Below are 22281 nucleotides of genomic sequence, written 5' to 3'. Positions count from 1 at the left end.
GCAAACAGCCTAAATTTGAGAGATAAAAGGGCGCTTAAGCGCGCCCTTTTTTAATAACATATTGGTAAGGTAAGGTCTCGGTTTGAGACGCAACCAGCGTATGATCCATAAAGCGGCAAAAGCTAGGAATATCTCTGGCAGTTGATGGGTCGTCAGCCGTGACCGATAGGGTTTCCCCATCGGCCAGCTTACGAATATTCAAACGCACCATCATCACCGGCTCTGGGCAACGCAATCCTATCGCATCTAAATGCTGACTAGCCGCGCTAAATGCGCTATCAAAATCAGATGCCATAATTTTCACGGTAGGTGTTTATAGCACTGATTTCATTATCAAAACCGCCTTTCTCGGTCAAATACGCCACCACATCAGCAAGCGATACAATAGAGATAACCTGAGTGCCAAAGTCGCGCTCCACCTCTTGAATAGCTGACAGTTCACCAGTACCGCGCTCTTGTCTGTCTAATGCGATTAACACACCAGACAAGCTAGCCTGCTGCTGTTCAATGAGTGTCATAGATTCGCGAATAGCCGTACCCGCAGTGATCACGTCATCCACCAGCATAACCTTGCCATCAAGCGGGCTACCAACTAGATTGCCGCCTTCACCATGGGTTTTCGCTTCTTTACGATTGAAGCAATAAGGCACGTCAAGATTGTGGCTATCTGCCAGTGCGACTGCGGTAGTAGTCGCAATAGGAATACCCTTATAGGCAGGACCGAACAGTACATCGAACTCGACACCTGCATCCATTAGCGCGTCAGCGTAAAAACGCCCTAGCTTGGCCAGATCGCCACCGCGATTAAACAAGCCTGCATTAAAAAAGTAAGGGCTTACACGGCCTGACTTTAAGGTAAATTCGCCAAATTTCAGTACGCCACGCTCAATGGCAAACTCAATAAAATCACGCTGAAACGCTTTCATGATGACCTCTTAATTGCTAACTAATATGTAGGCGTTAAATACGCTTAATTGTCTCGCTTACGCAAGTGCCGCTTTTTGAATATCGAACAGTTCGCGTAAGCCGTGCTTACCAATTTTCAACAATTCATCAAGCTCTTCAAACGAGAAGGGTTCGCCCTCTGCCGTACCTTGAACTTCGATCAGTTTGCCTGTTTCGGTCATTACGATATTCATATCTGTCTCTGCTTCAGAGTCTTCAGTGTACTCAAGATCAGCAATTGGCGTACCTTCATAAATTCCTACCGAAAGGGCGGCAATCATATGTTTAAGTGGGTTAGTTTTGATAATGCCCTTTGCACGCATGTAAGTAAGGGCATCAACCAAAGCTACGCACGCACCGGTGATTGACGCTGTGCGCGTACCGCCATCGGCCTGAATAACATCACAATCTAGTGTAATTGTGTTTTCACCTAGGAGCTTCAAATCAATCGCAGCGCGAAGTGAGCGCGCGATTAGACGCTGGATTTCTAGCGTACGTCCACCTTGTTTACCGCGCGCTGCTTCACGACCGCTACGCGTATGGGTTGCACGTGGAAGCATGCTGTATTCGGCGGTAACCCAACCTTTACCTTGGCCTTTCATAAAGCGTGGTACACCTTCTTCTACCGTCGCATTACACAACACCTTAGTATTACCAAACTCTACAAGAACGGAGCCTTCTGCATGGCAAGTGTACTGGCGAGTAATAGTAACAGGGCGAATTTGACTGGCGGTTCTGCCGCTTGGACGCATAGTGTTCTCCACAACGTAAGTGCTTAAAAATGGGTAGCGTTTTAAAGGTTTTATTGACGATATGTGAATAGAAAGCCCAATTCGCGGTCAAAACCTATAAATTCGATGTCGCTACGAAATTGCGCCTAAGTATAACGCAATACCCGCGGCCGTTAAAAACGAACTTTACATGTTTGCTTATTGAATTGCGTAAATGTGCGCTAATATACAAAATACAAGAAAACCTGCTGTAGATATTCACGTATACAACACGACGTTCGGGTTGTTTTTGCAGGCTTTCAGTTCAATTTAAAGGATATTTATGATTTACAGCATGACAGCGTTTGCGCGCGTAGAAACCAAAAAAGAATGGGGCTCAGCCGTATGGGAAATACGCTCGGTCAACCAACGCTTTTTAGAAACCTATTTTCGCCTACCGGAACAGTTCCGCTCATTGGAGCCGGTTTTACGTGAACGATTTCGTAAAAAGCTAGCCCGAGGTAAGGTGGAATGTGCGCTACGCTTTACCGCGAACGATGCTGCTGTAACCAAGCTTAGCTTAAACGAAGAGTTGGCTAAGCAAGTGCTTCACGCTGCCGACTGGGTGCAATCCCATGGCCAGTCCACGGGTGTAAACCCACTAGACGTTTTGCGCTGGCCTGGCGTAATTGCTGCAGAAGAAGCTGACATGGATACCATCCACGGTGACGTAATGGCGGCATTCGATCAGGCATTAAACGACTTCATCAGTGCTCGCGCTACAGAAGGGGAAGCCCTTAAAGGTATGATCACGCAGCGCCTAGACGCTATTGAAGTGGAAGCTAAAAAAGTGGCCGCGCGTATGCCTGAAATCATGGTGTGGCAACGAGAAAAAGTACAGGCCCGATTTGAAGAGGCAAAGGTTGAACTTGATGCAGGCCGTTTTGAACAAGAAATGATCATGCTGGCGCAAAAAGTAGATGTGGCAGAAGAGTTAGATCGTCTAAATGCTCACGTTAAGGAAACCCGCAATATCCTTAAAAAGGGTGGAGCAGTGGGCCGCCGTCTTGATTTCATGATGCAGGAGTTTAACCGCGAATCGAACACGTTAGGTTCAAAGTCTATTAGCACCGACATCACACAATCGGCCGTTGAACTTAAAGTACTGATTGAGCAGATGCGCGAGCAAATTCAGAATATCGAATAGATTCCTAGCTAGCAGGTTATTCCACCTATAATGCTAAAAAGCCCCGTATTTTGCTTGTAAATACGGGGCTTTATTTTGCTGGAAGCAAACAGAAAACTTAAGTATTAAACTAACTGAATTCGCATTTAAGTGTGCTCGTGTTTCGCGCCTGCTTATCGTTGGTTAGCTCACTAGATACTTCAAAATAAACAAGTATCATCACAAAGAGGACGTATTTCTATTCACTTGCAAACATAACGCAGAAAGCGCTTTCTTATATTCAGTTATATTTTTAAGTCTCGTGAGAAACCGCTTTCCCAAGAGGCATTCTAAGATTCATTGATCTACAGAGTTCGTTTATTGGTAGATAACATAGACCAAAAATGACGAGTCGCAAATCATTGAGCTTTCCCCGTGCTTTTCATAGCGAACTACTGTATATAGCGGCATAATGCAAAAACGTTAAATGATTGTTTTAATTAACGAGGTTTTGACCCGTGCCCACCATTTATCAAGTTGCCGAACGCGCTGGTGTTTCTTTATCTACGGTATCCCGTGTTTTAAACGGAAAAGCTTCAGTAAACGCAGCGTTGAAAGAGCGCGTAGAGAAAGCGGTTAAAGAGCTAAATTACCGCCCAAATTCTGTCGCTCGTTCATTGGCAAATAACCGCACTGACAGCGTCGGAGTACTTGTACCGGAACCCAACGCCCCTTTTTTTGGCGATCTAATGCAAGCTGTAGAGTCGACACTACGCATGGCCGATAAACACATTATTATTTCGGTAGGTGGGAATTGCCTTGAAACTGAGAAAGATGCAGTAGAGTTTCTTATTAGCCGTAACTGCGATGCCCTTATTATGCATGCCGAAGCATTATCAGACGAATATTTGTTAGAAATAAACAACAACAAACTTCCAATCGCTTTGGTTAACAGACAGGTAGAAGGGCTTCCCGAAGCTTGTACTACCTTAGACAACGAAAAAGGTGGGTACTTGGCAACCCGCCATTTACTCGAGCTTGGCCATAAAGACATTGCATATATCTCTGGACCGACTGACAAGTGTGACGCGAGATTGCGCTTGGAAGGACATAAGCGCGCCTTGTCGGAAGCAGGGTTGCCCACAAACCCACTGTTGATTTTTAAAGGCGACTATTCTGAAGATGACGGCAAGATTGGCCTGTTAGAGCTGATGGCGCGCGATGTGCCCTTCACGGCTTTAGTGTGCGCCAACGACTGGATGGCATCGGGTGCGATAAGCTGCGCGAGAGATTTAGGCATGAGCCTTCCCCAAGACTTATCTATTGTAGGTTTCGATGACGTGGTATTTGCCCACCATGTTTTTCCTCGTCTTACCACAGTCAGTAACCCCATTGTGGAAATGGCTGAAATGTCAGCCAAGTACATACTTAATAAAGTATATGGTCAGGCTAATAATGTTCAGCAGTATTTCGAACCGTCCTTGGTTGTTCGGGAGTCTACGGTAGAGCTTTGAGGATGAAGCCAAGCTGGTAAGTCGTAAACCGACTTTCACCTAAACTCTTAATTGAAACTTTCAATTAAGTGCCTTTCGCTCCCAATGGCGCACTTTGCTATCCATCTTAATGTGATGGTAGAACTCACTATAGACGTAAAGGCCTGTCTTATAAGTATTTAAGCCAAGGCGAGTGGTGTTTGGATTTGTAGGCGCTAAACCATTTAACAGGGAAATAAAGCACTAAACTAAGACCAGCAGCTATTAGCCATATTTGATAAATGTGGTCTACGCCCACGTATTTTCCTTTGTTCGCACCCCAAATAACGAAAGCAATGCCGTACATCACCAGCAATACGTACAGATGGAGGATGTAGAAAAACATCGGGACCGAGCCAAAGGTGTCAAGAAACGCAAACTGCGTATCCTTAACGCGCTCGAAAGCAAACAACAATAGAAACATGCCGGCCAGCGTAAAGAGCAAAAATGCTAGCGACGGGGGGTACTTAGTCAAATTAAGTAATGACATCAACGTAGTGATAGCACTTTGTTGTAGCTCCCAAGGCAAAGTCTCACCGTAAATATTTAAACCGCGAAGTAGGCAAAATAGGCTGAGCGACACAGCAAATAAACCAAGCAACCACCGACCGCGTCGCGCTTTATTAAGTTGTTGACTGTAAAGGGGCCCACATACATAACCGAGGAATATTACCCCTATCCAAGGAAGCACGGGATAACTCACTTTAATGTTTAAGGCGGCTGACTGAAGTATATATCCTCTATCGTGTAGCATTGTCCAAAGCGTATAGCCTGTTTCATGTGGAACATAGCTAATTGACGTAAGTGCATTATGTCCAAAGACAATTAAGAGGCCTAAAATGAGCAACAGAGTTCTTGGAAGATAACTCAATACAGCCAGAGCAATCATACTGATACCTATGGCCCACATCACCTGAAGATAAAGCGTTTGGAAACTTGCCCCCCAGCTAAACGTAATAAATGTGACCTCTAAGAACAAAATAAACAATCCACGCTTAATTAAGAACTCTCTGACATTGCGTGTCGGCTTGGCCTTATTCGCTGAGTCCATTGGATTGGCATAGAGCCATGCAGACAGCCCCGTCAAAAACACGAATGTGGGTGCACAGTAATGGGCGGCTAACCGTGTGAAAAATAGAGAAGGTGACGTAGTATCGATATCCATAGGATCAGATACCTGCAAATGCAGAAAAAAGCGCTCTCGCACGTGATCAATAAGCATAATCAGCATGACAAAGCCACGCATCATATCGATGCTTCGAATACGGTTTCGTTGAATACTAGAAGACATTTTAGCCATTATATCAAGGAGGAAATATTTGCTATCAACACAACTTCATTCAGAATTTCGCGGTAGTTTTAGCCACTTACAGCATCGATAGTTAAACGATTAACCCAATGCTATAACATTGCAGTAAACAGTGGCAATTATTTGCTTCGAATATACTAATGATGCGTTCAACAGCATAATAAGAAATACTAGAAGAAAAACGGAGTCACTATGAAATATCTATTGTTAGGTCTGGTCATGCTTGCTGTTGCGACGACGGCCGTTGCGAACAACGACCGCGACGCAGTGAATCAGACACTTAATGCTCTACATCACAATGCGTCTATTGCAGACTTTGAGCAGTATTTTGGTTTGTATCACGACAGCGCGATCTTTATTGGCACCGACGCATCTGAGGTATGGACCAAAGAAGCGTTTAAGGCGTATGCCAAACCTCACTTTGACAAGGGCAGAGGATGGACATACCACCCGCGAGACAGGCATATCTATTTTTCCCCTAATCACGACGTAGCCTGGTTCGATGAACTGCTCGATAATGAAAGCCTGGGAGAAACACGAGGCACGGGTGTCTTAATAAAAGAGAGAGCGAAGTGGAAAGTAACCCAATACCATTTAACGATCCCTATCCCCAACGCGCTTGCAGATAGCGTTGCTAATCAAATTAAAACCATGCAATAAAAAAAGCCCCGACATAACGGGGCCTTTGTTTCTCTTTAGGTCTTAACTACCTTTAGGTATTAGACTGTGTGAGTGGTTGAATTTCCATCTCTACTCGACGGTTCATCGAGCGGTTTGCTGCACTATTGTTAGGTACTTTAGGTGCGTATTCGCCCATACCTACCGTCGTGATACGCGTCGGGTTAACAGAATAGTTGATAAGTAAATTCTTAACCGCTCCTGCACGTCGCTCAGATAAAGACTGATTGTACTGCTCAGAGCCAGTGTCATCCGTATGGCCTTTAATCATAAGAACGGTTTTTTCGTAGTTGTTTACAACTTTGGCAACGTCTTGAAGAACCGGATTGAAGTTAGGGCTGATGCTAGAACTGTCAGTAGCAAAGGTAATGTCGCCCGGCATGATTAATCGTAGATTATCGCCTTCTCGCACAACTTGAACGCCAGTATCAGAAAGCTCATTTCGAAGCTCTTCTTCCTGTTTGTCCATGTAGTTACCTATCGCACCACCTGCGATTGCACCTACCGCAGCGCCCCACGCATAACGACTTTTGTCGTTATCACCTGTCGCTTTACCCAGCAATGCGCCTACTACCGCACCAATAGCGGCACCTTTTTGCGTATTATTCGGATCGGTTGCGCAACCTGCTACCGTTAATGATGCAGCAATTAAACTTACAGCAAGAGTCTTTTTCATAACTTCCTCTTATTTCGATTAAAAGCTCTACATTGAAAAGTGGCCAATATCCTTTACCACTTTCAACTAGCTTTGTGTAAAAATATGTATTAATTACCCTGGATGTTAGCAATTAACGTTCCATCCATTGGAGGTCGGGTAACGAGTAAAGCTTTATGCACGCTAATCTCCCTTTTAATCTGAAATTAAATAGTAATTTAAAAACAAAGACTAAAAGGTGAATTCCTCGCTTATTTTGTCGTTATCGTCGCTCAATTATATAAGTCATATGCTGAACGTAAGCTAAATGAATGAGCAATTTTATATGGGAAGGTAAGAGGGAGTAGCACCAGCACAATGTAAACTCTACACTGTGTTGCTAATAAGTGACGCTTTATCCTACGGAAACTGACCGTTCGAAAAATCCATTTACATCGATTTTATAGTCTGAAGCAATAACCGCTTTCTCTATACTTACAGTTTTATCTACAGAAAGGTCGATGTCTTTTGGCGTTAAGTAATGACTATTTCGAACTGAATAGAACACCTTAACTAAAGGTGTAAGCGGGGACGCTTTTTGTTCTATCACCATAGCTAGCCTCTCATTTGAGAGTAAAACAAGGCTTCCCACCGGATAAATCCCTAGGCATTTGATAAACTGTTGAACAAGCGATTGATCGAGACGTGCTGGTGCATCACTCATTAATATGGTGAACGCCTTTTGGCTCGACATACCCGCTTTATAAACTCGGTCAGCAGTAAGAGCGTCGTACATATCAGCAATCGCTAACATTCGTCCCGCTTTACTAATATCCTCACCTTTTGTTCCAGCAGGATACCCTAGCCCGTCCAATCGTTCATGGTGCTCACTTATGGCCTGTATAAGGGGAGGCGCTATGTCTGTGTCTTTTAAATAGTCTACGCCGTAATTTACATGACCTTTCATAATCTCCATTTCGCTATCCGTTAAACGTCCCGGTTTGTGGAGAATTTCATCTGGTATTTTTATCTTGCCTAAATCATGTAGAAAGCCAGCGTAAGAGAGGTCTTGGACTTCCTCATCTGACATGCCTAAGAATTTGCCGAAATTTGCCAATAGAATAGCAACGTTAAGAGAATGCTCTAATAAATAGTCGTCTTTCTCGCGAATTTTAGTCAGGCAAAGCAGCGCGTCGGGGTTTCTATCTACCGATTCAACTAATTTGTTTGAAAATGCTTTAGGAATACTTGCATCAAAAGGCGTCTCTTTTTGTACATTGGCAAGTAACAACTTTTGAAGTTCCTTGCCTTGCTCGTGAAGCTTTGCGGCTCTCACCAGCTCATTTTCGAGTGATACTTTTTTTGATTTTACCGGCTGATCAGAAGGCGAGTTTTGGTGCTTTTCCACAGTGGTCGATGAACTAGATTGCTCAACGTTAAACGCCTTATCTGTATCAATGGCGAGTGTCTTTACTCCTCGCTTTTTAAGCGTTTTAACCACATCACCAGACGTAACACGGCCCTGACTCGTAACGGTCAACGCACCTTTTTGCTCTAGAATTTGATGAACAAACATGCCTGGCACTAACTGATCAATAGTAATCTTTTTTATCATCTTATATGCACTGCACTATATTAATCGCCATATATTTGCTAACTGCTCTCATATAAAAAGTGAAAGCTTAGTACTCTAACTCTACTAGTATAGTGTGTAAATCTGGCTTCCAACCAAACTTCTTCATATTCACTCGGTAGTTTTTAACGACCACACCTTCCTCGGCTAATCGCTCTCGCTGCTCATCCGCTTTTTCAGAACCAGCAGGAAAAGCAATCTTGCCATCAGCACGCAGGACGCGATGCCATTGGCAGTCAGAATCAATTTCTCTTAAACACTTACCCATCATTCTTGCTCTGCCAGGTAATCCACACAAGTCAGCAAGCAAAGCGTAACTTATTACCTGTCCCTCTGGTACTAAAGAAAGTGTTTTCTCTACTCGAGATTGTACTGCTTCATGTGGCATGTTGTATATTATCCTATCTATTGAGTTACTTAAGTAATAACAGCTATAAACATATAGAAAGAGAGTCAAAAAAATAGGTTATGCGTCTTTATTGTGAATATTGTAAATACCCAAAGAAAACCTGTATTTGCTCTCATATCAACACCGTAAACACATCACTAGAGATTGTGATAATTCAACATGAAAAAGAAACGCTCCATGCAAAAAACACAGCGCGCTTAGTTTCTTTGTGTATTCCATCAGCGCGGATCATTCTTGCTAATGATGTTGTTGCTATGCAATCTCTATCCGAGCACTGCTTACCTCAGCATTCAGTGTTAATTTACCCGAGTGAACATAGCACACCTATAGAAGATGTAAGAGCCGACGAACGTTCTAAAATCAGCAAATTGATTCTTATAGATGGTAGTTGGAAACAAGCATTTGGCTTAGTTAAACAGAATCCATGGCTAGCAAAGTTGCGAGCGTTTCACTTCATTTCTGCACCGTCGTCTAACTATGCTATTCGTCATACGACATTAAGTAACGCACTCTCTACGCTAGAAGCAACCGCTTATGCATTGCAGCGCTTAGATCAAAACGATGTTTCTGGGCTTTACGAGGCCCAAAGAGCCTTACAAGATAAGTGGCAAGGCCCTATGTCACATAGAAGGCATTTGTAGCGTAGAACTTCGTTTAAAGCACACTACGCATTCATGGGAACGAAGCCCTTTTGATCTTTGACTAAACTTATCCAATTTCGAATGGCAGGGTAAGCGGAAAGGTCAAACCCACCCTCATGGGCAACGTGGGTATAGGCAAACAGTGAAATATCCGCAAGAGTTAGAGCATCACCAAGTAAAAACGGTGTCGTGTTGAGTTGATGCTCCATCACCGCCAGAGCACGATAACCACCGGCTTGTTTAGATTCGTATTCCGCTTTCCGCTCGTCAGGAAGCCCTAAATAAATGTTAATATAGCGAGCAACAGCAATGTATGGCTCGTGGCTATATTGTTCAAAAAATTGCCACTGCAAAAGCTGCGAAAAACTATAGGGAGACGAGGGGATTAAAGGTGTGTTAGATGACAGATAGTGCATGATGGCATTAGATTCAGACAACACCCTGCCATCATCGAGTTCTAGCAACGGAATTTTTCCGTTGGGAGACTTTTCTAAAAAAGACGGTGCTCTTGTCTCTCCCTTCATTATATCTACATCAACCCATTCGCAAGTTTTCCCTAATAAAGAAAGAAGCAGTTGAAGTTTGTAGCAATTTCCAGAGCGTTTATCGCCATATATTCTCACAATAGTAATCTCCATACGCTCACGGAAAAGACGGCATTCCAGTCCCTTTACTTATAAATAGGCTTCCGTTTGCTACAACACTTAATAAATATACATTTATTAATATAAGCAGCACACCTAAACATTGCAGTACCTTTCCTTCAAACCAAGCAAATATTCTATTTCTTTGCTTCTCTCTGATATTACGCTTTCTCTAATTAAATATTCTATTCTTTTGTCTAAATCAGTAGCCAACAACTGCTTTGCTTCACGTAAATTTCCATAATAGCTGATCAAAGGAGATACAAGTAATATTACTAAAAACAGACATATCGCGAAGATAAAAATCATATCGAATAGATGAATCGACAAATTTATCCAAAATACGGGCATAACCAAAAATATCAGTAATGAAGTGGTTATAGTTAAAGTGGCAACAGACAAAACACTTTCATACATTTTTATCTTAACAATAAGCTCTATATCATCAGTATTTAAAAATCTCCTTAAATGTCGATTTACTGTCGTTATCTGAAACAGATATAAGGACAGCAGTAACCAGAATGGTATCGCTCCTACCGCAACGATGAAAACTTCTTTCTCGTTAATTCTTGAGATTAACCCTTCAGTCATCATATACAAAAGGGGCATTATAAAACCAAATGAAGCCGACCATACTAGGTGCTTTTTAAACTGATCTGACAAGATTTTCCGGTGTATCCAAAAATTTTGGTGTCGTTTAGTTAAACCGAGAATAAGCGAAAGGTGCCTAGCAAGACTTCTCTGTATTATTCTGATAGATAGTAGAAATACTCCACTAAGAAGTGATGTGCCAATTGCCGTATTGAAATCTCTTTGTGCATCTTTAGATGCAATATCTAGCTGTACTGTACCTCCTATGATATGCAAAACAATCATAAAAATTACGAGTAATACCGGATACGTGAGACTTGCTAGAAAGTCAGTTTTTTTCATAGGACGAAATCTAATAAAGGATTTTATTACTACCCTTTGATGTTAAAAGAGAAAAGTAAAACCGTCGCCCAAGAAATTGCTACTAACGATACACAAGCAATCAGCCTTAAATTATCTTTCAATCTAAAAAGTCTGATGGAAAGCAAGTTTAACCTCTCAAGTTCTTGCTCGTATCCCGCAAGTTTATTTAATGACTCTTCTTCATTAATTAATTTCTCAAGTTCATCGCAACGTTTACTCTTATCACTTCCCCACTGGGAACGCAGTTTTAAAACAGGATAAAACAAATAAAATGCTGCTACGCACAAGAATAATAAAGCCATCATAATATCAAACAAGGGAACATCTTTGTTAACCCAGAAAACAGGAAATAGAGAAAACGCACCAATCGATAAAGTGGCATTCATAAATGATAAACGAGAAAGAGAAGAGAGCGAGTTTAAATGATCAATGCAACTATCTGTTTGGTTCATTACGTGATCTATCAAATAGCTTACGCTCGACGAGGAATGTATTAAGAAAAGAAAGAATAAGAACCAGAAGAGCACTGCACATACCGTAATGACATACTGATATAGGGGCACGTTAGTGAACAATAAATTTTCCACAAAAACATATATAACGGTGGTAAAGATGGCAGTTATAAGGCTATTGATACTGTGCAACTGAAGTTTTGAAAAAAGTTTTTCTCTGTGCTCGCTTAAGTGACTTAGTTGGTTGGTTTTTACCAGAATAGAAATTAATGTACTCAATAAATTTTTACAATTTAGTTGTAAACAAAGCCAAAAATATCCAGAAAGCAATGTCATGCCTAGTGCTGAGTTAAAATCCCTCTGCGCTCTTATGCCTCCAACGCTCACCTGCGATAAAGCGCCGCTGAAGTAGTGTACTAGTAGAAGGGCGGCGACCAGTATGAATGGGTACACTCCTATAGATACATCACTAGGTGAATTCGAGTAGGGGTTTAGTTTCATTACTAAAATAGTGTTTAAGTAAGCTATGCTTTTGCTTAGATAATATTACAAGATTTAAAGAAGCACATAGATGTCTACAAATATCTGACAAACATTAAGCGTTAAAAGCAGTGTAAGCAATAGAAATAAACGTAAGAGAATGTGAACGACCACTTTTCGTACTGCAATAAAAAACCCGCCAAATGGCGGGTTTTTTCAAAGCTGTGCTTTTTACTTGCGTAACTTCTGAATAAGACGAAGTTGTGCAATCGCTTCTGCAAGCTCGTGAGCTGCTTCTGCATAGTTAAAGTCAGCGCCTGGGTTGGCGATGTGCTCTTCTGCACGTCGTTTGGCTTCTTGTGCTGCCTGCTCGTCAAGATCTTCAGCTCGAACCGCGGTATCAGCCAGTACGGTAACATTGCCAGGTTGTACTTCTAGTACACCACCAGCAACATAGATTACTTCTTCTTCACCGTGCTGTTTAACCAAACGCACCATACCAGGTTTAATAGCAGAGATAAGTGGCGCGTGCCCTGGGTGAATACCCAGCTCACCTTCGCTACCTGTCACCTGAATCGCTTCAACGCGACCTGAGAAAATCGCTTTCTCCGCGCTTACTACGTCCAAATGTACTGTCATTGCCATGTGAACCTCCTGATTAGGTACGTTAGCATGATGCTAGGCTAGCAACTGCTAGCCCTGTCATTATGCTTTCTTGGCTTTCTCTAGCGCTTCTTCGATAGAACCAACCATGTAGAAGGCTTGCTCTGGAAGGTGATCATACTCACCGTCTAGAATGCCTTTAAAGCCACTGATTGTGTCTTTTAGCGATACATATTTACCAGGTGCACCAGTAAATACTTCTGCTACGAAGAACGGCTGAGATAGGAAACGCTGAATCTTACGAGCACGTGATACCACTTGCTTGTCTTCTTCAGATAGTTCGTCCATACCTAGGATCGCGATGATGTCTTTCAGCTCTTTATAGCGCTGAAGAACAGTCTGTACGCCACGTGCTACGTCATAGTGCTCTTGACCAATTACTAGCGGGTCTAGCTGACGAGACGTTGAATCTAGAGGGTCTACCGCAGGGTAGATACCAAGAGACGCGATATCACGAGAAAGTACTACCGTTGCATCTAAGTGAGCAAAGGTTGTCGCTGGAGATGGGTCAGTCAAGTCATCCGCAGGTACGTATACCGCTTGGATTGAAGTGATTGAACCTGTCTTCGTTGACGTAATACGTTCCTGAAGTACACCCATCTCTTCTGCTAGAGTAGGCTGGTAACCTACCGCAGATGGCATACGACCTAGAAGTGCTGATACCTCAGTACCTGCTAGGGTATAACGATAGATGTTATCTACGAAGAATAGAACGTCACGGCCTTCGTCACGGAACTTCTCAGCCATTGTTAGACCGGTAAGTGCAACACGTAGACGGTTACCCGGTGGCTCGTTCATCTGACCGTATACAAGCGATACTTTATCAAGTACGTTTGATTCGTTCATTTCGTGATAGAAGTCGTTACCCTCACGTGTACGCTCACCAACACCAGCGAATACTGAGAAACCGCTGTGCTCGATTGCAATGTTACGGATAAGTTCCATCATGTTTACGGTTTTACCTACACCCGCACCACCGAATAGACCAACTTTACCACCCTTAGCGAATGGACAAACCAAGTCGATTACTTTGATACCAGTTTCTAGTAGTTCTACCGAGCTAGACTGATCTTCGTAGCTAGGCGCTTCACGGTGAATAGACATACGCTCTTCTTCACCAATTGGGCCAGCTTCGTCGATTGGGTTACCCAATACGTCCATGATACGACCAAGTGTCTTCGTACCAACTGGAACCATGATTGGGTTACCGGTATTTTCTACTGCAAGACCACGTTTTAGTCCATCAGTAGTACCTAGTGCGATGCCACGAACAACACCACCACCTAATTGCTGTTGCACTTCCAGGGTTAGACCTGACAAGTCACCTTCGGTAACTTGTAGTGCGTCATAAACTCTTGGTACCGCATCTTGTGGAAATTCAATATCCACAACGGCGCCAATGATTTGGACGACCTTACCTTGACTCATAATTTGTCCTCGTTATCTCTTTTAAACCTTTGCCTACACCGCTGCGGCACCGCTCACAATCTCACTGATTTCTTGTGTGATTGCAGCCTGACGCGCTTTGTTATATACCAGTTGTAACTCATCAATGAGGTTACCGGCGTTGTCGGTTGCTGCCTTCATGGCAACCATTCGCGCAGCTTGTTCTGACGCCGCATTTTCTACAACACCCTGATACACCTGAGACTCAATGTAACGAACCATTAGTGCTTCCAAAATTTCTTTTGGATCTGGCTCGTAGATGTAGTCCCAACGATGTTGATATTCTTCGTCTTCTGACTTTGGCAAAGGCAATAACTGATTGATCACAGGTTTCTGTGTCATGGTGTTAACGAAGTCATTGAATACCAAGAATACTCGGTCAATTTGTCCTTCGTCGTACGCTTTAAGCATAACGCGTACAACACCCACTACATCGCTCACAGACGGCTTGTCACCTAAACCAGATTCAGCAGCAAGCAACTTGCCACCAAAGCGGTTGAAGAAACTGCACGCCTTAGAACCTAATGCAGCGAAATCCACTTCTACACCCTGTTCACGCCATTTTTTGACGTCTTGAGTGACGAGCTTAAATTCATTGGTGTTCAAGCCACCACATAAGCCTCGGTCAGTGGAAATCACAATGTAACCGACGCGCTTGACTTCACGCTCTTCCAAATAAGGATGGCGATATTCAAGGTTACCGTTTGCAATGTGACCAATCACTTTAAGCATATTTTGTGCATATGGACGGCCAGAAGCCATGCGTTCCTGCGCCTTTTTCATTTTAGACGCAGCAACCATTTCCATCGCACTGGTAATCTTCTGAGTATTTTTGATACTCCCAATCTTACCTTTTATTTCTTTACCGCTGGCCATGACTATCTCTCCGATTACTCAACGAATTGCGCTGGTGGTTAAACACCAGCACCATTGATTACCAAGTTTGTGTCGCTTTAAAGTTTGTTAAAGCGTCGTTCAACTTAGAGGCAATCTCGTCGTTGTAGTTACCTGATTCGTTGATAGTCTTCATAAGGTCAGCGTGTTCGCTGTTCATGTAAGAGTGAAGAGCGGCTTCAAAATCTAGGATTTTGTTAAGCTCGATACCCTTAAGGAAACCTTTTTCTACCGCGAACAGAGATACACCCATATCAGCAATTGAAAGTGGTGCGTACTGCTTCTGCTTCATTAGCTCAGTTACGCGCTCACCGTGCTCAAGTTGCTCACGAGTTGCGTCATCAAGGTCAGAAGCAAACTGCGAGAATGCCGCAAGTTCACGATACTGAGCTAGGGCTAGACGGATACCGCCACCCAACTTCTTGATGATTTTAGTCTGTGCAGCACCACCAACACGAGATACCGAGATACCAGCGTTAACCGCTGGACGGATACCTGCGTTAAACAAGTCAGTTTCTAGGAAGATCTGACCGTCGGTAATTGAGATTACGTTAGTTGGTACGAATGCAGATACGTCACCAGCTTGCGTTTCGATAATTGGAAGCGCAGTCAATGAACCTGTCTTACCTTTCACTTCGCCGTTTGTGTAACGCTCAACGTATTGTTCGTTTACACGTGCAGCACGTTCTAGTAGACGTGAGTGAAGGTAGAATACGTCACCTGGGTAAGCTTCACGGCCTGGTGGACGCTTAAGTAGTAGTGAGATTTGACGGTAAGCAACAGCTTGCTTAGACAAATCATCATATACGATTAGCGCGTCTTCACCGCGGTCACGGAAGAATTCACCCATAGTACAACCAGAGTAAGGCGCTAGGTATTGAAGCGCAGCAGACTCAGATGCAGATGCTGCAACCACGATAGTGTGGTCAAGTGCACCGTGCTCTTCTAGTTTACGTACTACGTTAGCGATAGTAGATGCTTTTTGACCAACCGCTACGTACACACATTTAATGCCTGTACCTTTTTGGTTGATGATAGCGTCAACAGCCATTGCTGTTTTACCACACTGACGGTCACCGATGATAAGCTCACGCTGACCACGACCTACTGGGATCATGGCGTCAACTGACTTATAACCAGTTTGTACTGGCTGGTCTACCGATTGACGCTCGATTACGCCAGGTGCAATTTTTTCAACTGGCTCGAAACCAGCTGCGTCGATTGCGCCTTTACCATCGATAGGCTCACCTAGTGTGTTAACAACACGACCTAGTAGTGCGTTACCTACTGGTACTTCAAGAATACGACCAGTAGATTGTACTTTATCGCCTTCTTTAAGGTCCGCATAAGGACCCATAACAACTGCACCTACAGAGTCTCGCTCAAGGTTTAGTGCAATTGCGTAACGGCTTCCAGGAAGCTCGATCATTTCACCTTGCATTACATCTGCAAGGCCGTGAATGCGGATAATACCGTCTGTTACTGCGACGATAGTACCTTCATTACGTGCTTCACTGCTTACATTGAACTGTTCAATTCTTTTCTTGATCAGTTCAGCAATTTCAGTGGAATTAAGTTGCATGCTCTTATCCCCGTTATGCTTGCAACGCGTCTGCTAGACGGTTCAATTTCGACTTTACGGAACCATCAATAACTGTATCGCCGGCATTAATTACCATTCCAGCGATCAGGGCAGGGTCCACGTTACAATTAAGCTTCACTTTACGTGCCAAACGTTTTTCCAAAGATGCAACCAACTCGTTTTGTTGTGCATCAGTCAGCGTAGATGCTGAGGTTACGTCCACTTCTATTTCTTTGTCGTAATCTGCTTTAAATGCATCAAACAAAGTAGAAATTTCAGGCAACGCGGCTAAACGTTTATTCTCAGCCAGAACCTTAACCAGGTTTTGGCCGTGTTCGTCGAGTTGCTCACCACAAACATTGTTAAAAATGTCGGCAAGCGTGTCAGCGGCAACCGCACCAGACAAAAGCTGGTGCATGTCATCGTTCGCTGCTACAGCGCCTGCAAAGGCTAGCATTTCTTGCCATTTTGCAACGGCATCTTTCTCGACAGCAAAATCGAAAGCAGCTTTAGCATAAGGACGAGCAACGGTTGTCAATTCAGACATGGCTCATCTCCCTATTAAAGCTCAGCGACAAGTTTTTCAACAATGTCGTTTTGTGCGTTTGCATCGATTTCACGTTGTAAGATTTGCTGTGCGCCAGCTACTGCAAGTGCAGAAACCTGCTTGCGCAAATCTTCTTTGGCACGATTGCGTTCAGCTTCAATCTCGGCATAACCAGAAGCGATAATCTTTTCGCGTTCCGCATGGCCTTTTTGCGTTTCTTCGTCAACCAATTGGTTGGCACGCTTTTTAGCCTGCTCGATAATTTCAGCTGCTTGCGCTTTCGCATCTTTCAATTGCTCAGTAGCTTTCGCTTGAGCAAGCTCTAGGTCTTTCTCTGCACGCTCAGAAGCTTCAAGCCCATCGGCAATTTTCTTCTGACGTTCTTCAATCGCTGCCATTAGTGGAGGCCATACATATTTCATGCAGAACACCACGAACACAGCGAAGGCGATTAATTGACCAATAAAAGTGGCGTTAAAATTCACAATCGCCCCTCCTCTTAAAGTTCGCTAAAAAAGTGTTTAGTAGAATTAGGCACCAACAGCGAACAATAGGTATAGAGCGATACCAACACCGATCATCGCGATGGCGTCGATAAGACCCGCTACGATGAACATCTTAACTTGTAGTTGAGGTGCTAGTTCAGGTTGACGAGCAGCAGATTCAAGGAATTTACCACCTAGTAGACCGAAACCAATAGCGGTACCTAGGGCACCAAGACCAATCAGTAGTGCAACAGCGATGTATAACATTTACGTCTCCGATTTAAGTTAAATTTAAAGTTAATGTTTAAAAGTCAAACTCTGTAAAAACGGTGCCGATTATAAATAAAAACCGACACCCGTTAATGCTTAGTGGTCTTCACACGCCAGGCTTAAATACACGATGGTTAGCATCATGAAAATAAACGCTTGAAGCGGAAGTACCAGAATATGGAACACAGCCCACATGAAGTGCAGTGGAAGCTGGAAATAACCAATTGTAGCAATCAAAATGAAGATTAGCTCACTGGCATACAGGTTACCGAACAAACGCAGCGCTAGTGAAAGCGGACGCGCAAGCAAAGTAACCGTCTCAAGAATGAAGTTCACCGGAATAAAGATTGGGTGACCGAAAGGCTGCATAGTTAGCTCTTTCGCAAAACCGCCAATACCCTTCATCTTAATTGAATAGAAAAGAATAAGGATAAACACGCCTGAAGCCAGTGCGAACGTTAAGTTAAGGTCAGTGGTTGGAACTGCCTTGTTGTAAACGTCGTGTGGATCCATGCCAAAAGCCGCCTGGCCAATAAGTCCAGATACCCATGGAATAAGATCAACTGGCACCAAGTCCATAAGGTTCATTAGCAATACCCATACAAAGATAGTTAGCGCTAGTGGCGCAATAAGTGCGCTCTTACCATGGAAAGTGCTTTTAACGTTGTCGTCAACAAACTCAACAACAAGCTCAACAAACGCCTGCATTTTGCCAGGTACGCCTGTTGTCGCTTTTGAAGCAACGCTTCTAAAGATAATTAGGAAAAGAAGACCAAGACCGATAGACCATGCCAGTGTATCAACATGCCATGCCCAAAAACCGGCGTCAGAACACGCTTTGTTAAAAGCAATTCCGTTGTCAGTTGAGCACATGGTGGCATTGGTCAAGTGGTGCTTGATGTATTCTGAGGTAGTGTATTCAGATGCCATTGTTTAACCCAAGTTGTAAAGTGTAAAAATTTGGTGACTGGTTTTTTAGTCTCAATCGGTCGAATACGTTGTTTTCGTTATCGCAACGCCTCGCGCTGTCTTTATTCTTTCGTACCGTAATGAAACATGGCTAGCCCGTGGCTAGCAGTTGTAATCACAAATGCCATGAAAATCTCTAATGGCGCGGCGTTTAAGCCTTTAAAAGCAATTACAAATAAAATGATTGTCAGTGCCAGCTTCAATTTTGAGCCTTGGCTAAAACTCCGTGCAACAAGGTCGTTTTTACTTGCACCTGCGTAACGAAACGCGAAAGCCATAAAAACACTGTTCGGCAGTATGCTAATTAAGGCACCTGCCGCTGCCGACATGGCGGAATGACTTCCTCCTGCGGCACCTGCGAAAGCGGTAACGAATAGGGCCGTGACAGCCTGAAAAAGTAGCCCTTTCTTGGCGAGGTCTAACCCGCGTTTTGCTAACTTGTTCGTCACTTTTACTCGCAGCTTGTTCACGTCTTACAAAAAGCGTCAGAAGTATACTGTTTTACCGACAATTTTCAACAGTACAACGCTTTTTGAAAGTTATTCTGAAAATTTTCTATTGCTATAACCGGAAAGGAGAGTGTCCGGTGTTAGCACCGAACAGCGTATCAATTGCGGGTAGGCAAAGGAACCGTCTAAATCTTTATTATTATAAACTATTGAATTTTAGAGATAATTCCATCTAATTGCTCAAGGTCGCTAAAGCTAATCGTCAGCTTGCCTTTGCCTTTCGCATTGTGGTCAATACTCACAGGAGTGCCTAAATTTTCTGAAAGTCGTGTCATAAGGTTTTGCACATCGGGATCAACTTTCTTCTCAGGCTTAGGTTTAGCTGGCTCCAAAAGCTTTTTAACAAGCTTTTCTGTATCGCGCACGGTAAGACCTTTGCCCGATACTACTTGCGCAGTTTCCGACTGGGTATCACCTTCTAGTGCTAACAGCGCTCTAGCATGACCCATTTCAATATCGCCATGTTCGACTAACAGTTTCACGTCGTCGTTTAAATTATTCAGGCGAAGTAAATTTGTCACAGTAGTGCGTGATTTGCCCACCGCTTCCGCCACTTCTTGATGGGTAAGCGCGAACTCATTCATTAAACGGTCGAGGGCTTGCGCCTCTTCCATGGCATTTAAATCTTCACGCTGAATATTTTCGATAAGGGCAATGGCCACTGCCGCTTCATCAGGCACGTTCTTAACCAAACAAGGCACTTCGTCTAGCTGTGCCAGTTGTGAAGCTCGCCAGCGACGTTCACCGGCAATGATTTCATAGCGGTGCTCGTCGACTTTTCTCACTACGATAGGCTGAATAATACCTTGCGCACGAATGGACGATGCCAGTTCTTCTAATGCCTCAGGTGACATGTCTTTACGAGGCTGATACTTGCCCGGCACTAAGTATTCAATAGGGAGTTTACTCAACTCACCGTTGGTTGAATTTACCTCGGCGGCATCTTGTTCTTTTTGAGCAGATGATTGGCTGGTTGCGAGTAGCGCATCTAAACCGCGGCCAAGGCCTCTTTTACGTGCTGACATAGTGTCCTCTATGGCATGTGCTGATAGTGATCAGCTTATTGTCGTTTAACTTGCTTTTGCCTGTGCAGGCGTTGTTTTGTCCCTACGACGCAGTATTTCACCCGCCAGTGCCAAGTAGGCTTTAGCGCCTGTCGATGACTTATCATAGTACATCGCTGGCGTACCAAAGCTTGGTGCTTCAGCTAGACGAACATTGCGCGGAATAACCGTGCGATAAACCTGTTCACCAAAATGGCGCTTCAACTGTTCTGAAACGTCGTTAGCAAGGCGGTTGCGCGGGTCGTACATAGTACGCAATACGCCTTCAATCTTCAATTCTGGATTCACTACAGATGCCAGTTTTTGAATGGTATCCATAAGAGCAGTAAGGCCTTCTAGCGCATAATATTCGCACTGCATAGGTACCATCACTGAATCAGCTGCAGCTAAGGCGTTCACTGTTAGCTGGTTAAGTGAAGGCGGGCAGTCGATAAAGACAAAATCGTAGTAATCCATGACAGGCTTCAACGCGTTGCGAAGCCTTACTTCTCGGGCAAACATTTCCATCAGCTTAATTTCTGCCGCGGTCACGTCACCGTTCGCTGCGATGAGGTCGTACTTGCCGCTTGTCGCTTTAACGATAACATCGTTAATTGGCTTTTCTTCAATCAACAATTCAAATGCCGTAGATTCAACGTCGTATTTATCAACGCCGCTTCCCATGGTCGCATTACCCTGTGGATCGAGATCAATCAGCAACACCTTACGTTTGGTTGCTGCCATTGACGCTGCCACGTTAACTGCAGTGGTTGTTTTTCCAACACCACCTTTTTGATTCGCGATCGCGATTACCTTAGCCACGTTAGATCCTGTTCTCGTCTATTTCTATTTTTCGGCTATTTCTTTTTTAGCCAAACCAGATGTCGTTCGCCTACCAAATTTGGCACAGTGAGGTTTTCCGTTTTGCTCACATGGAAGTGATCACTCACTTCGTCTATCTCATCTTGTGGAAACTGACCTTTAAGCGCCAAAAACTGACCTTCTGAATCTACCAGATGCTGACACCAGTGCAACATATCTTTTAGCGAAGCGAAAGCTCGGCTTAGCACAATATCGTAAGGCGTATCGCCATTGTGCTCTTCAACGCGGCTTTGCACAGGGGTAACATTAGTTAGACCAAGCGTGTGCACACATTGGGTCATAAACCGTACACGCTTGCCCAATGAGTCTAGCAATGTGAATGATTTATCTGGAAACGCGATTGCCAACGGCATACCTGGAAGGCCAGGGCCCGTTCCAACATCAATGATATTGTTACCATCAAGAAAGGGCACAATCGCGAGCGAATCTAGAATGTGTTTCACCATCATTTGCTTAGGATCGCGCACAGAAGTCAGGTTGTACGCCTTATTCCATTTATCCATAAGCAGCACATAGTCAACTAACTGCTGCTGTTGCTTATCACTTAAATCTAGTGAAAGGGCATCGAGTCCAGACACCAAAATGGTGTGCAATTCTTGCTGTATCGTCATCGAAAAATCTGTCTGTTCGCGTTAATGTTTTTTGCTCTACACAGTCCATACCATGAACACGCGCGGCGAATCGTTATTTGCTGCTCATTTACAGCCGTTTCTTAATGCAGCTCTTCATGCTCGATACAAGTGCGCTTGAAGAAGGCACCTGAATTAATTAACGCTGCAATTTATCAAAGCTACGCAATGAACAT

The 22281-nt window shown here is 43.7% G+C and carries 26 protein-coding genes; 4 read left to right on the top strand and 22 right to left on the bottom strand.

All coding sequences use genetic code 11. The annotated features are described in order from the left end of the window. Positions 1-34 precede the first annotated feature (34 nt). From tusA to rph, 3 genes are read right to left on the bottom strand one after another with little or no spacing between them, the layout of a single operon-like run. A complete protein-coding gene (gene tusA, locus AC27KT_RS02400) occupies positions 35-295 on the bottom strand; it encodes a sulfurtransferase TusA (RefSeq protein ID WP_487127073.1) in 261 nt (86 codons plus the stop codon). After that, positions 285-926, bottom strand: coding sequence for an orotate phosphoribosyltransferase (pyrE, locus tag AC27KT_RS02395; protein WP_487127071.1), 642 nt, complete (start codon positions 924-926; stop codon positions 285-287). Before pyrE ends, tusA begins: the two co-directional genes overlap by 11 nt. Before the next feature lie 57 nt (positions 927-983). Then, positions 984-1697 carry a ribonuclease PH gene (gene rph, locus AC27KT_RS02390; protein WP_025257195.1) on the bottom strand — a complete coding sequence of 238 codons (714 nt, stop codon included), beginning with the start codon at positions 1695-1697 and terminating at the stop codon, positions 984-986. 301 nt (positions 1698-1998) lie between these two features. Between rph and AC27KT_RS02385 the strand changes: the two genes are divergently transcribed. Next, positions 1999-2862 (top strand): YicC/YloC family endoribonuclease, encoded by an 864-nt coding sequence (locus AC27KT_RS02385; protein WP_487127069.1) that lies wholly within the window; start codon positions 1999-2001, stop codon positions 2860-2862. A gap of 476 nt (positions 2863-3338) precedes the next feature. Next, entirely contained in the window at positions 3339-4334 is a 996-nt protein-coding gene (locus AC27KT_RS02380) for a LacI family DNA-binding transcriptional regulator (RefSeq protein ID WP_487127067.1), read from the top strand. 148 nt (positions 4335-4482) lie between these two features. On the opposite strand, the gene AC27KT_RS02375 is transcribed toward AC27KT_RS02380, so the two are convergent. After that, positions 4483-5652, bottom strand: coding sequence for an acetyltransferase domain-containing protein (locus tag AC27KT_RS02375; protein ID WP_487127065.1), 1170 nt, complete (start codon positions 5650-5652; stop codon positions 4483-4485). Positions 5653-5853: 201 nt separating this feature from the next. Here AC27KT_RS02375 and AC27KT_RS02370 point away from each other — a divergent pair, with 201 nt between their 5' ends. Then, complete coding sequence (locus tag AC27KT_RS02370) at positions 5854-6321, top strand: nuclear transport factor 2 family protein (protein ID WP_487127063.1); 468 nt, start codon at positions 5854-5856, stop codon at positions 6319-6321. 52 nt (positions 6322-6373) lie between these two features. Here the strand turns inward: AC27KT_RS02370 and AC27KT_RS02365 are convergent, their stop codons facing one another. The 3 genes from AC27KT_RS02365 to AC27KT_RS02355 form a co-directional block, all read right to left on the bottom strand. Next, positions 6374-7015: a YiaD family glycine zipper/OmpA-like lipoprotein gene (locus AC27KT_RS02365; RefSeq protein WP_014951442.1), complete on the bottom strand. Its 642-nt coding sequence runs from the start codon at positions 7013-7015 to the stop codon at positions 6374-6376. 373 nt (positions 7016-7388) lie between these two features. After that, positions 7389-8588: a cyclic di-GMP phosphodiesterase gene (locus AC27KT_RS02360; RefSeq protein WP_487127061.1), complete on the bottom strand. Its 1200-nt coding sequence runs from the start codon at positions 8586-8588 to the stop codon at positions 7389-7391. Positions 8589-8655: 67 nt separating this feature from the next. Beyond that, positions 8656-8994 carry an MGMT family protein gene (locus AC27KT_RS02355; RefSeq protein ID WP_487127059.1) on the bottom strand — a complete coding sequence of 113 codons (339 nt, stop codon included), beginning with the start codon at positions 8992-8994 and terminating at the stop codon, positions 8656-8658. Between the two features lie 80 nt (positions 8995-9074). Here AC27KT_RS02355 and AC27KT_RS02350 point away from each other — a divergent pair, with 80 nt between their 5' ends. After that, a complete protein-coding gene (locus tag AC27KT_RS02350; protein ID WP_487127057.1) occupies positions 9075-9656 on the top strand; it encodes a tRNA-uridine aminocarboxypropyltransferase in 582 nt (193 codons plus the stop codon). A 23-nt stretch (positions 9657-9679) separates the two neighbouring features. Here AC27KT_RS02350 and AC27KT_RS02345 read toward each other — a convergent pair whose 3' ends face one another. The 15 genes from AC27KT_RS02345 to rsmG form a co-directional block, all read right to left on the bottom strand. Then, positions 9680-10279, bottom strand: coding sequence for a glutathione S-transferase family protein (locus AC27KT_RS02345; protein WP_487127055.1), 600 nt, complete (start codon positions 10277-10279; stop codon positions 9680-9682). Positions 10280-10396: 117 nt separating this feature from the next. Next, a complete protein-coding gene (locus AC27KT_RS02340; RefSeq protein WP_487127053.1) occupies positions 10397-11233 on the bottom strand; it encodes a hypothetical protein in 837 nt (278 codons plus the stop codon). A 29-nt stretch (positions 11234-11262) separates the two neighbouring features. Next, a complete protein-coding gene (locus AC27KT_RS02335; RefSeq protein ID WP_487127051.1) occupies positions 11263-11706 on the bottom strand; it encodes a hypothetical protein in 444 nt (147 codons plus the stop codon). Positions 11707-12417: 711 nt separating this feature from the next. After that, the gene (locus tag AC27KT_RS02330) at positions 12418-12831 is read right to left on the bottom strand and encodes a F0F1 ATP synthase subunit epsilon (protein WP_039221270.1); all 414 of its coding nucleotides are present in this window, start codon (positions 12829-12831) and stop codon (positions 12418-12420) included. Between the two features lie 60 nt (positions 12832-12891). Beyond that, positions 12892-14277, bottom strand: coding sequence for a F0F1 ATP synthase subunit beta (atpD, locus tag AC27KT_RS02325; protein ID WP_039221268.1), 1386 nt, complete (start codon positions 14275-14277; stop codon positions 12892-12894). A gap of 33 nt (positions 14278-14310) precedes the next feature. Further along, positions 14311-15171, bottom strand: a complete 861-nt coding sequence (gene atpG / locus AC27KT_RS02320) for a F0F1 ATP synthase subunit gamma (protein ID WP_012520217.1) — start codon at positions 15169-15171, stop codon at positions 14311-14313. Positions 15172-15229: 58 nt separating this feature from the next. Beyond that, positions 15230-16771, bottom strand: coding sequence for a F0F1 ATP synthase subunit alpha (atpA, locus tag AC27KT_RS02315; RefSeq protein WP_014951450.1), 1542 nt, complete (start codon positions 16769-16771; stop codon positions 15230-15232). Between the two features lie 13 nt (positions 16772-16784). Then, a complete protein-coding gene (gene atpH / locus AC27KT_RS02310; RefSeq protein WP_014951451.1) occupies positions 16785-17318 on the bottom strand; it encodes a F0F1 ATP synthase subunit delta in 534 nt (177 codons plus the stop codon). A gap of 14 nt (positions 17319-17332) precedes the next feature. Continuing rightward, positions 17333-17803 (bottom strand): F0F1 ATP synthase subunit B, encoded by a 471-nt coding sequence (gene atpF / locus AC27KT_RS02305; RefSeq protein ID WP_014951452.1) that lies wholly within the window; start codon positions 17801-17803, stop codon positions 17333-17335. Positions 17804-17848: 45 nt separating this feature from the next. Next, a complete protein-coding gene (atpE, locus tag AC27KT_RS02300) occupies positions 17849-18070 on the bottom strand; it encodes a F0F1 ATP synthase subunit C (protein ID WP_012520222.1) in 222 nt (73 codons plus the stop codon). Positions 18071-18169: 99 nt separating this feature from the next. Then, positions 18170-19003 carry a F0F1 ATP synthase subunit A gene (gene atpB / locus AC27KT_RS02295; protein ID WP_012520223.1) on the bottom strand — a complete coding sequence of 278 codons (834 nt, stop codon included), beginning with the start codon at positions 19001-19003 and terminating at the stop codon, positions 18170-18172. Between the two features lie 101 nt (positions 19004-19104). Continuing rightward, positions 19105-19491 (bottom strand): ATP synthase subunit I, encoded by a 387-nt coding sequence (locus AC27KT_RS02290; protein ID WP_239217921.1) that lies wholly within the window; start codon positions 19489-19491, stop codon positions 19105-19107. A gap of 206 nt (positions 19492-19697) precedes the next feature. Next, positions 19698-20576 (bottom strand): ParB/RepB/Spo0J family partition protein, encoded by an 879-nt coding sequence (locus AC27KT_RS02285; protein WP_014951454.1) that lies wholly within the window; start codon positions 20574-20576, stop codon positions 19698-19700. Positions 20577-20621: 45 nt separating this feature from the next. Continuing rightward, positions 20622-21416 (bottom strand): ParA family protein, encoded by a 795-nt coding sequence (locus AC27KT_RS02280; protein ID WP_014951455.1) that lies wholly within the window; start codon positions 21414-21416, stop codon positions 20622-20624. 35 nt (positions 21417-21451) lie between these two features. Continuing rightward, positions 21452-22087, bottom strand: a complete 636-nt coding sequence (gene rsmG, locus AC27KT_RS02275; protein WP_014951456.1) for a 16S rRNA (guanine(527)-N(7))-methyltransferase RsmG — start codon at positions 22085-22087, stop codon at positions 21452-21454. Positions 22088-22281: the final 194 nt, after the last annotated feature.

The sequence above is a fragment of the Alteromonas sp. 5NW40-0090 genome (genome assembly GCF_057552975.1).
Note: the sequence above shows the minus strand (reverse complement) of the source record. Positions and strands in the feature narration are given on the sequence as shown.

Bases quoted from the DNA above. Each gene is read 5' to 3' on its own strand.
- atpE (WP_012520222.1), bottom strand. From the start codon at position 18,070: ATGTTATACATCGCTGTTGCACTACTGATTGGTCTTGGTGCCCTAGGT.
- rsmG (WP_014951456.1), bottom strand. From the start codon at position 22,087: ATGACGATACAGCAAGAATTGCACACCATTTTGGTGTCTGGACTCGAT.
- atpD (WP_039221268.1), bottom strand. From the start codon at position 14,277: ATGAGTCAAGGTAAGGTCGTCCAAATCATTGGCGCCGTTGTGGATATT.
- rph (WP_025257195.1), bottom strand. From the start codon at position 1,697: ATGCGTCCAAGCGGCAGAACCGCCAGTCAAATTCGCCCTGTTACTATT.
- AC27KT_RS02370 (WP_487127063.1), top strand. From the start codon at position 5,854: ATGAAATATCTATTGTTAGGTCTGGTCATGCTTGCTGTTGCGACGACG.
- AC27KT_RS02330 (WP_039221270.1), bottom strand. From the start codon at position 12,831: ATGGCAATGACAGTACATTTGGACGTAGTAAGCGCGGAGAAAGCGATT.
- AC27KT_RS02385 (WP_487127069.1), top strand. From the start codon at position 1,999: ATGATTTACAGCATGACAGCGTTTGCGCGCGTAGAAACCAAAAAAGAA.
- AC27KT_RS02360 (WP_487127061.1), bottom strand. From the start codon at position 8,588: ATGATAAAAAAGATTACTATTGATCAGTTAGTGCCAGGCATGTTTGTT.
- atpB (WP_012520223.1), bottom strand. From the start codon at position 19,003: ATGGCATCTGAATACACTACCTCAGAATACATCAAGCACCACTTGACC.
- tusA (WP_487127073.1), bottom strand. From the start codon at position 295: ATGGCATCTGATTTTGATAGCGCATTTAGCGCGGCTAGTCAGCATTTA.
- AC27KT_RS02350 (WP_487127057.1), top strand. From the start codon at position 9,075: ATGCGTCTTTATTGTGAATATTGTAAATACCCAAAGAAAACCTGTATT.
- atpH (WP_014951451.1), bottom strand. From the start codon at position 17,318: ATGTCTGAATTGACAACCGTTGCTCGTCCTTATGCTAAAGCTGCTTTC.
- AC27KT_RS02365 (WP_014951442.1), bottom strand. From the start codon at position 7,015: ATGAAAAAGACTCTTGCTGTAAGTTTAATTGCTGCATCATTAACGGTA.
- atpA (WP_014951450.1), bottom strand. From the start codon at position 16,771: ATGCAACTTAATTCCACTGAAATTGCTGAACTGATCAAGAAAAGAATT.
- atpG (WP_012520217.1), bottom strand. From the start codon at position 15,171: ATGGCCAGCGGTAAAGAAATAAAAGGTAAGATTGGGAGTATCAAAAAT.
- pyrE (WP_487127071.1), bottom strand. From the start codon at position 926: ATGAAAGCGTTTCAGCGTGATTTTATTGAGTTTGCCATTGAGCGTGGC.
- AC27KT_RS02355 (WP_487127059.1), bottom strand. From the start codon at position 8,994: ATGCCACATGAAGCAGTACAATCTCGAGTAGAGAAAACACTTTCTTTA.
- AC27KT_RS02335 (WP_487127051.1), bottom strand. From the start codon at position 11,706: ATGAACCAAACAGATAGTTGCATTGATCATTTAAACTCGCTCTCTTCT.
- AC27KT_RS02375 (WP_487127065.1), bottom strand. From the start codon at position 5,652: ATGGCTAAAATGTCTTCTAGTATTCAACGAAACCGTATTCGAAGCATC.
- AC27KT_RS02340 (WP_487127053.1), bottom strand. From the start codon at position 11,233: ATGAAAAAAACTGACTTTCTAGCAAGTCTCACGTATCCGGTATTACTC.
- AC27KT_RS02285 (WP_014951454.1), bottom strand. From the start codon at position 20,576: ATGTCAGCACGTAAAAGAGGCCTTGGCCGCGGTTTAGATGCGCTACTC.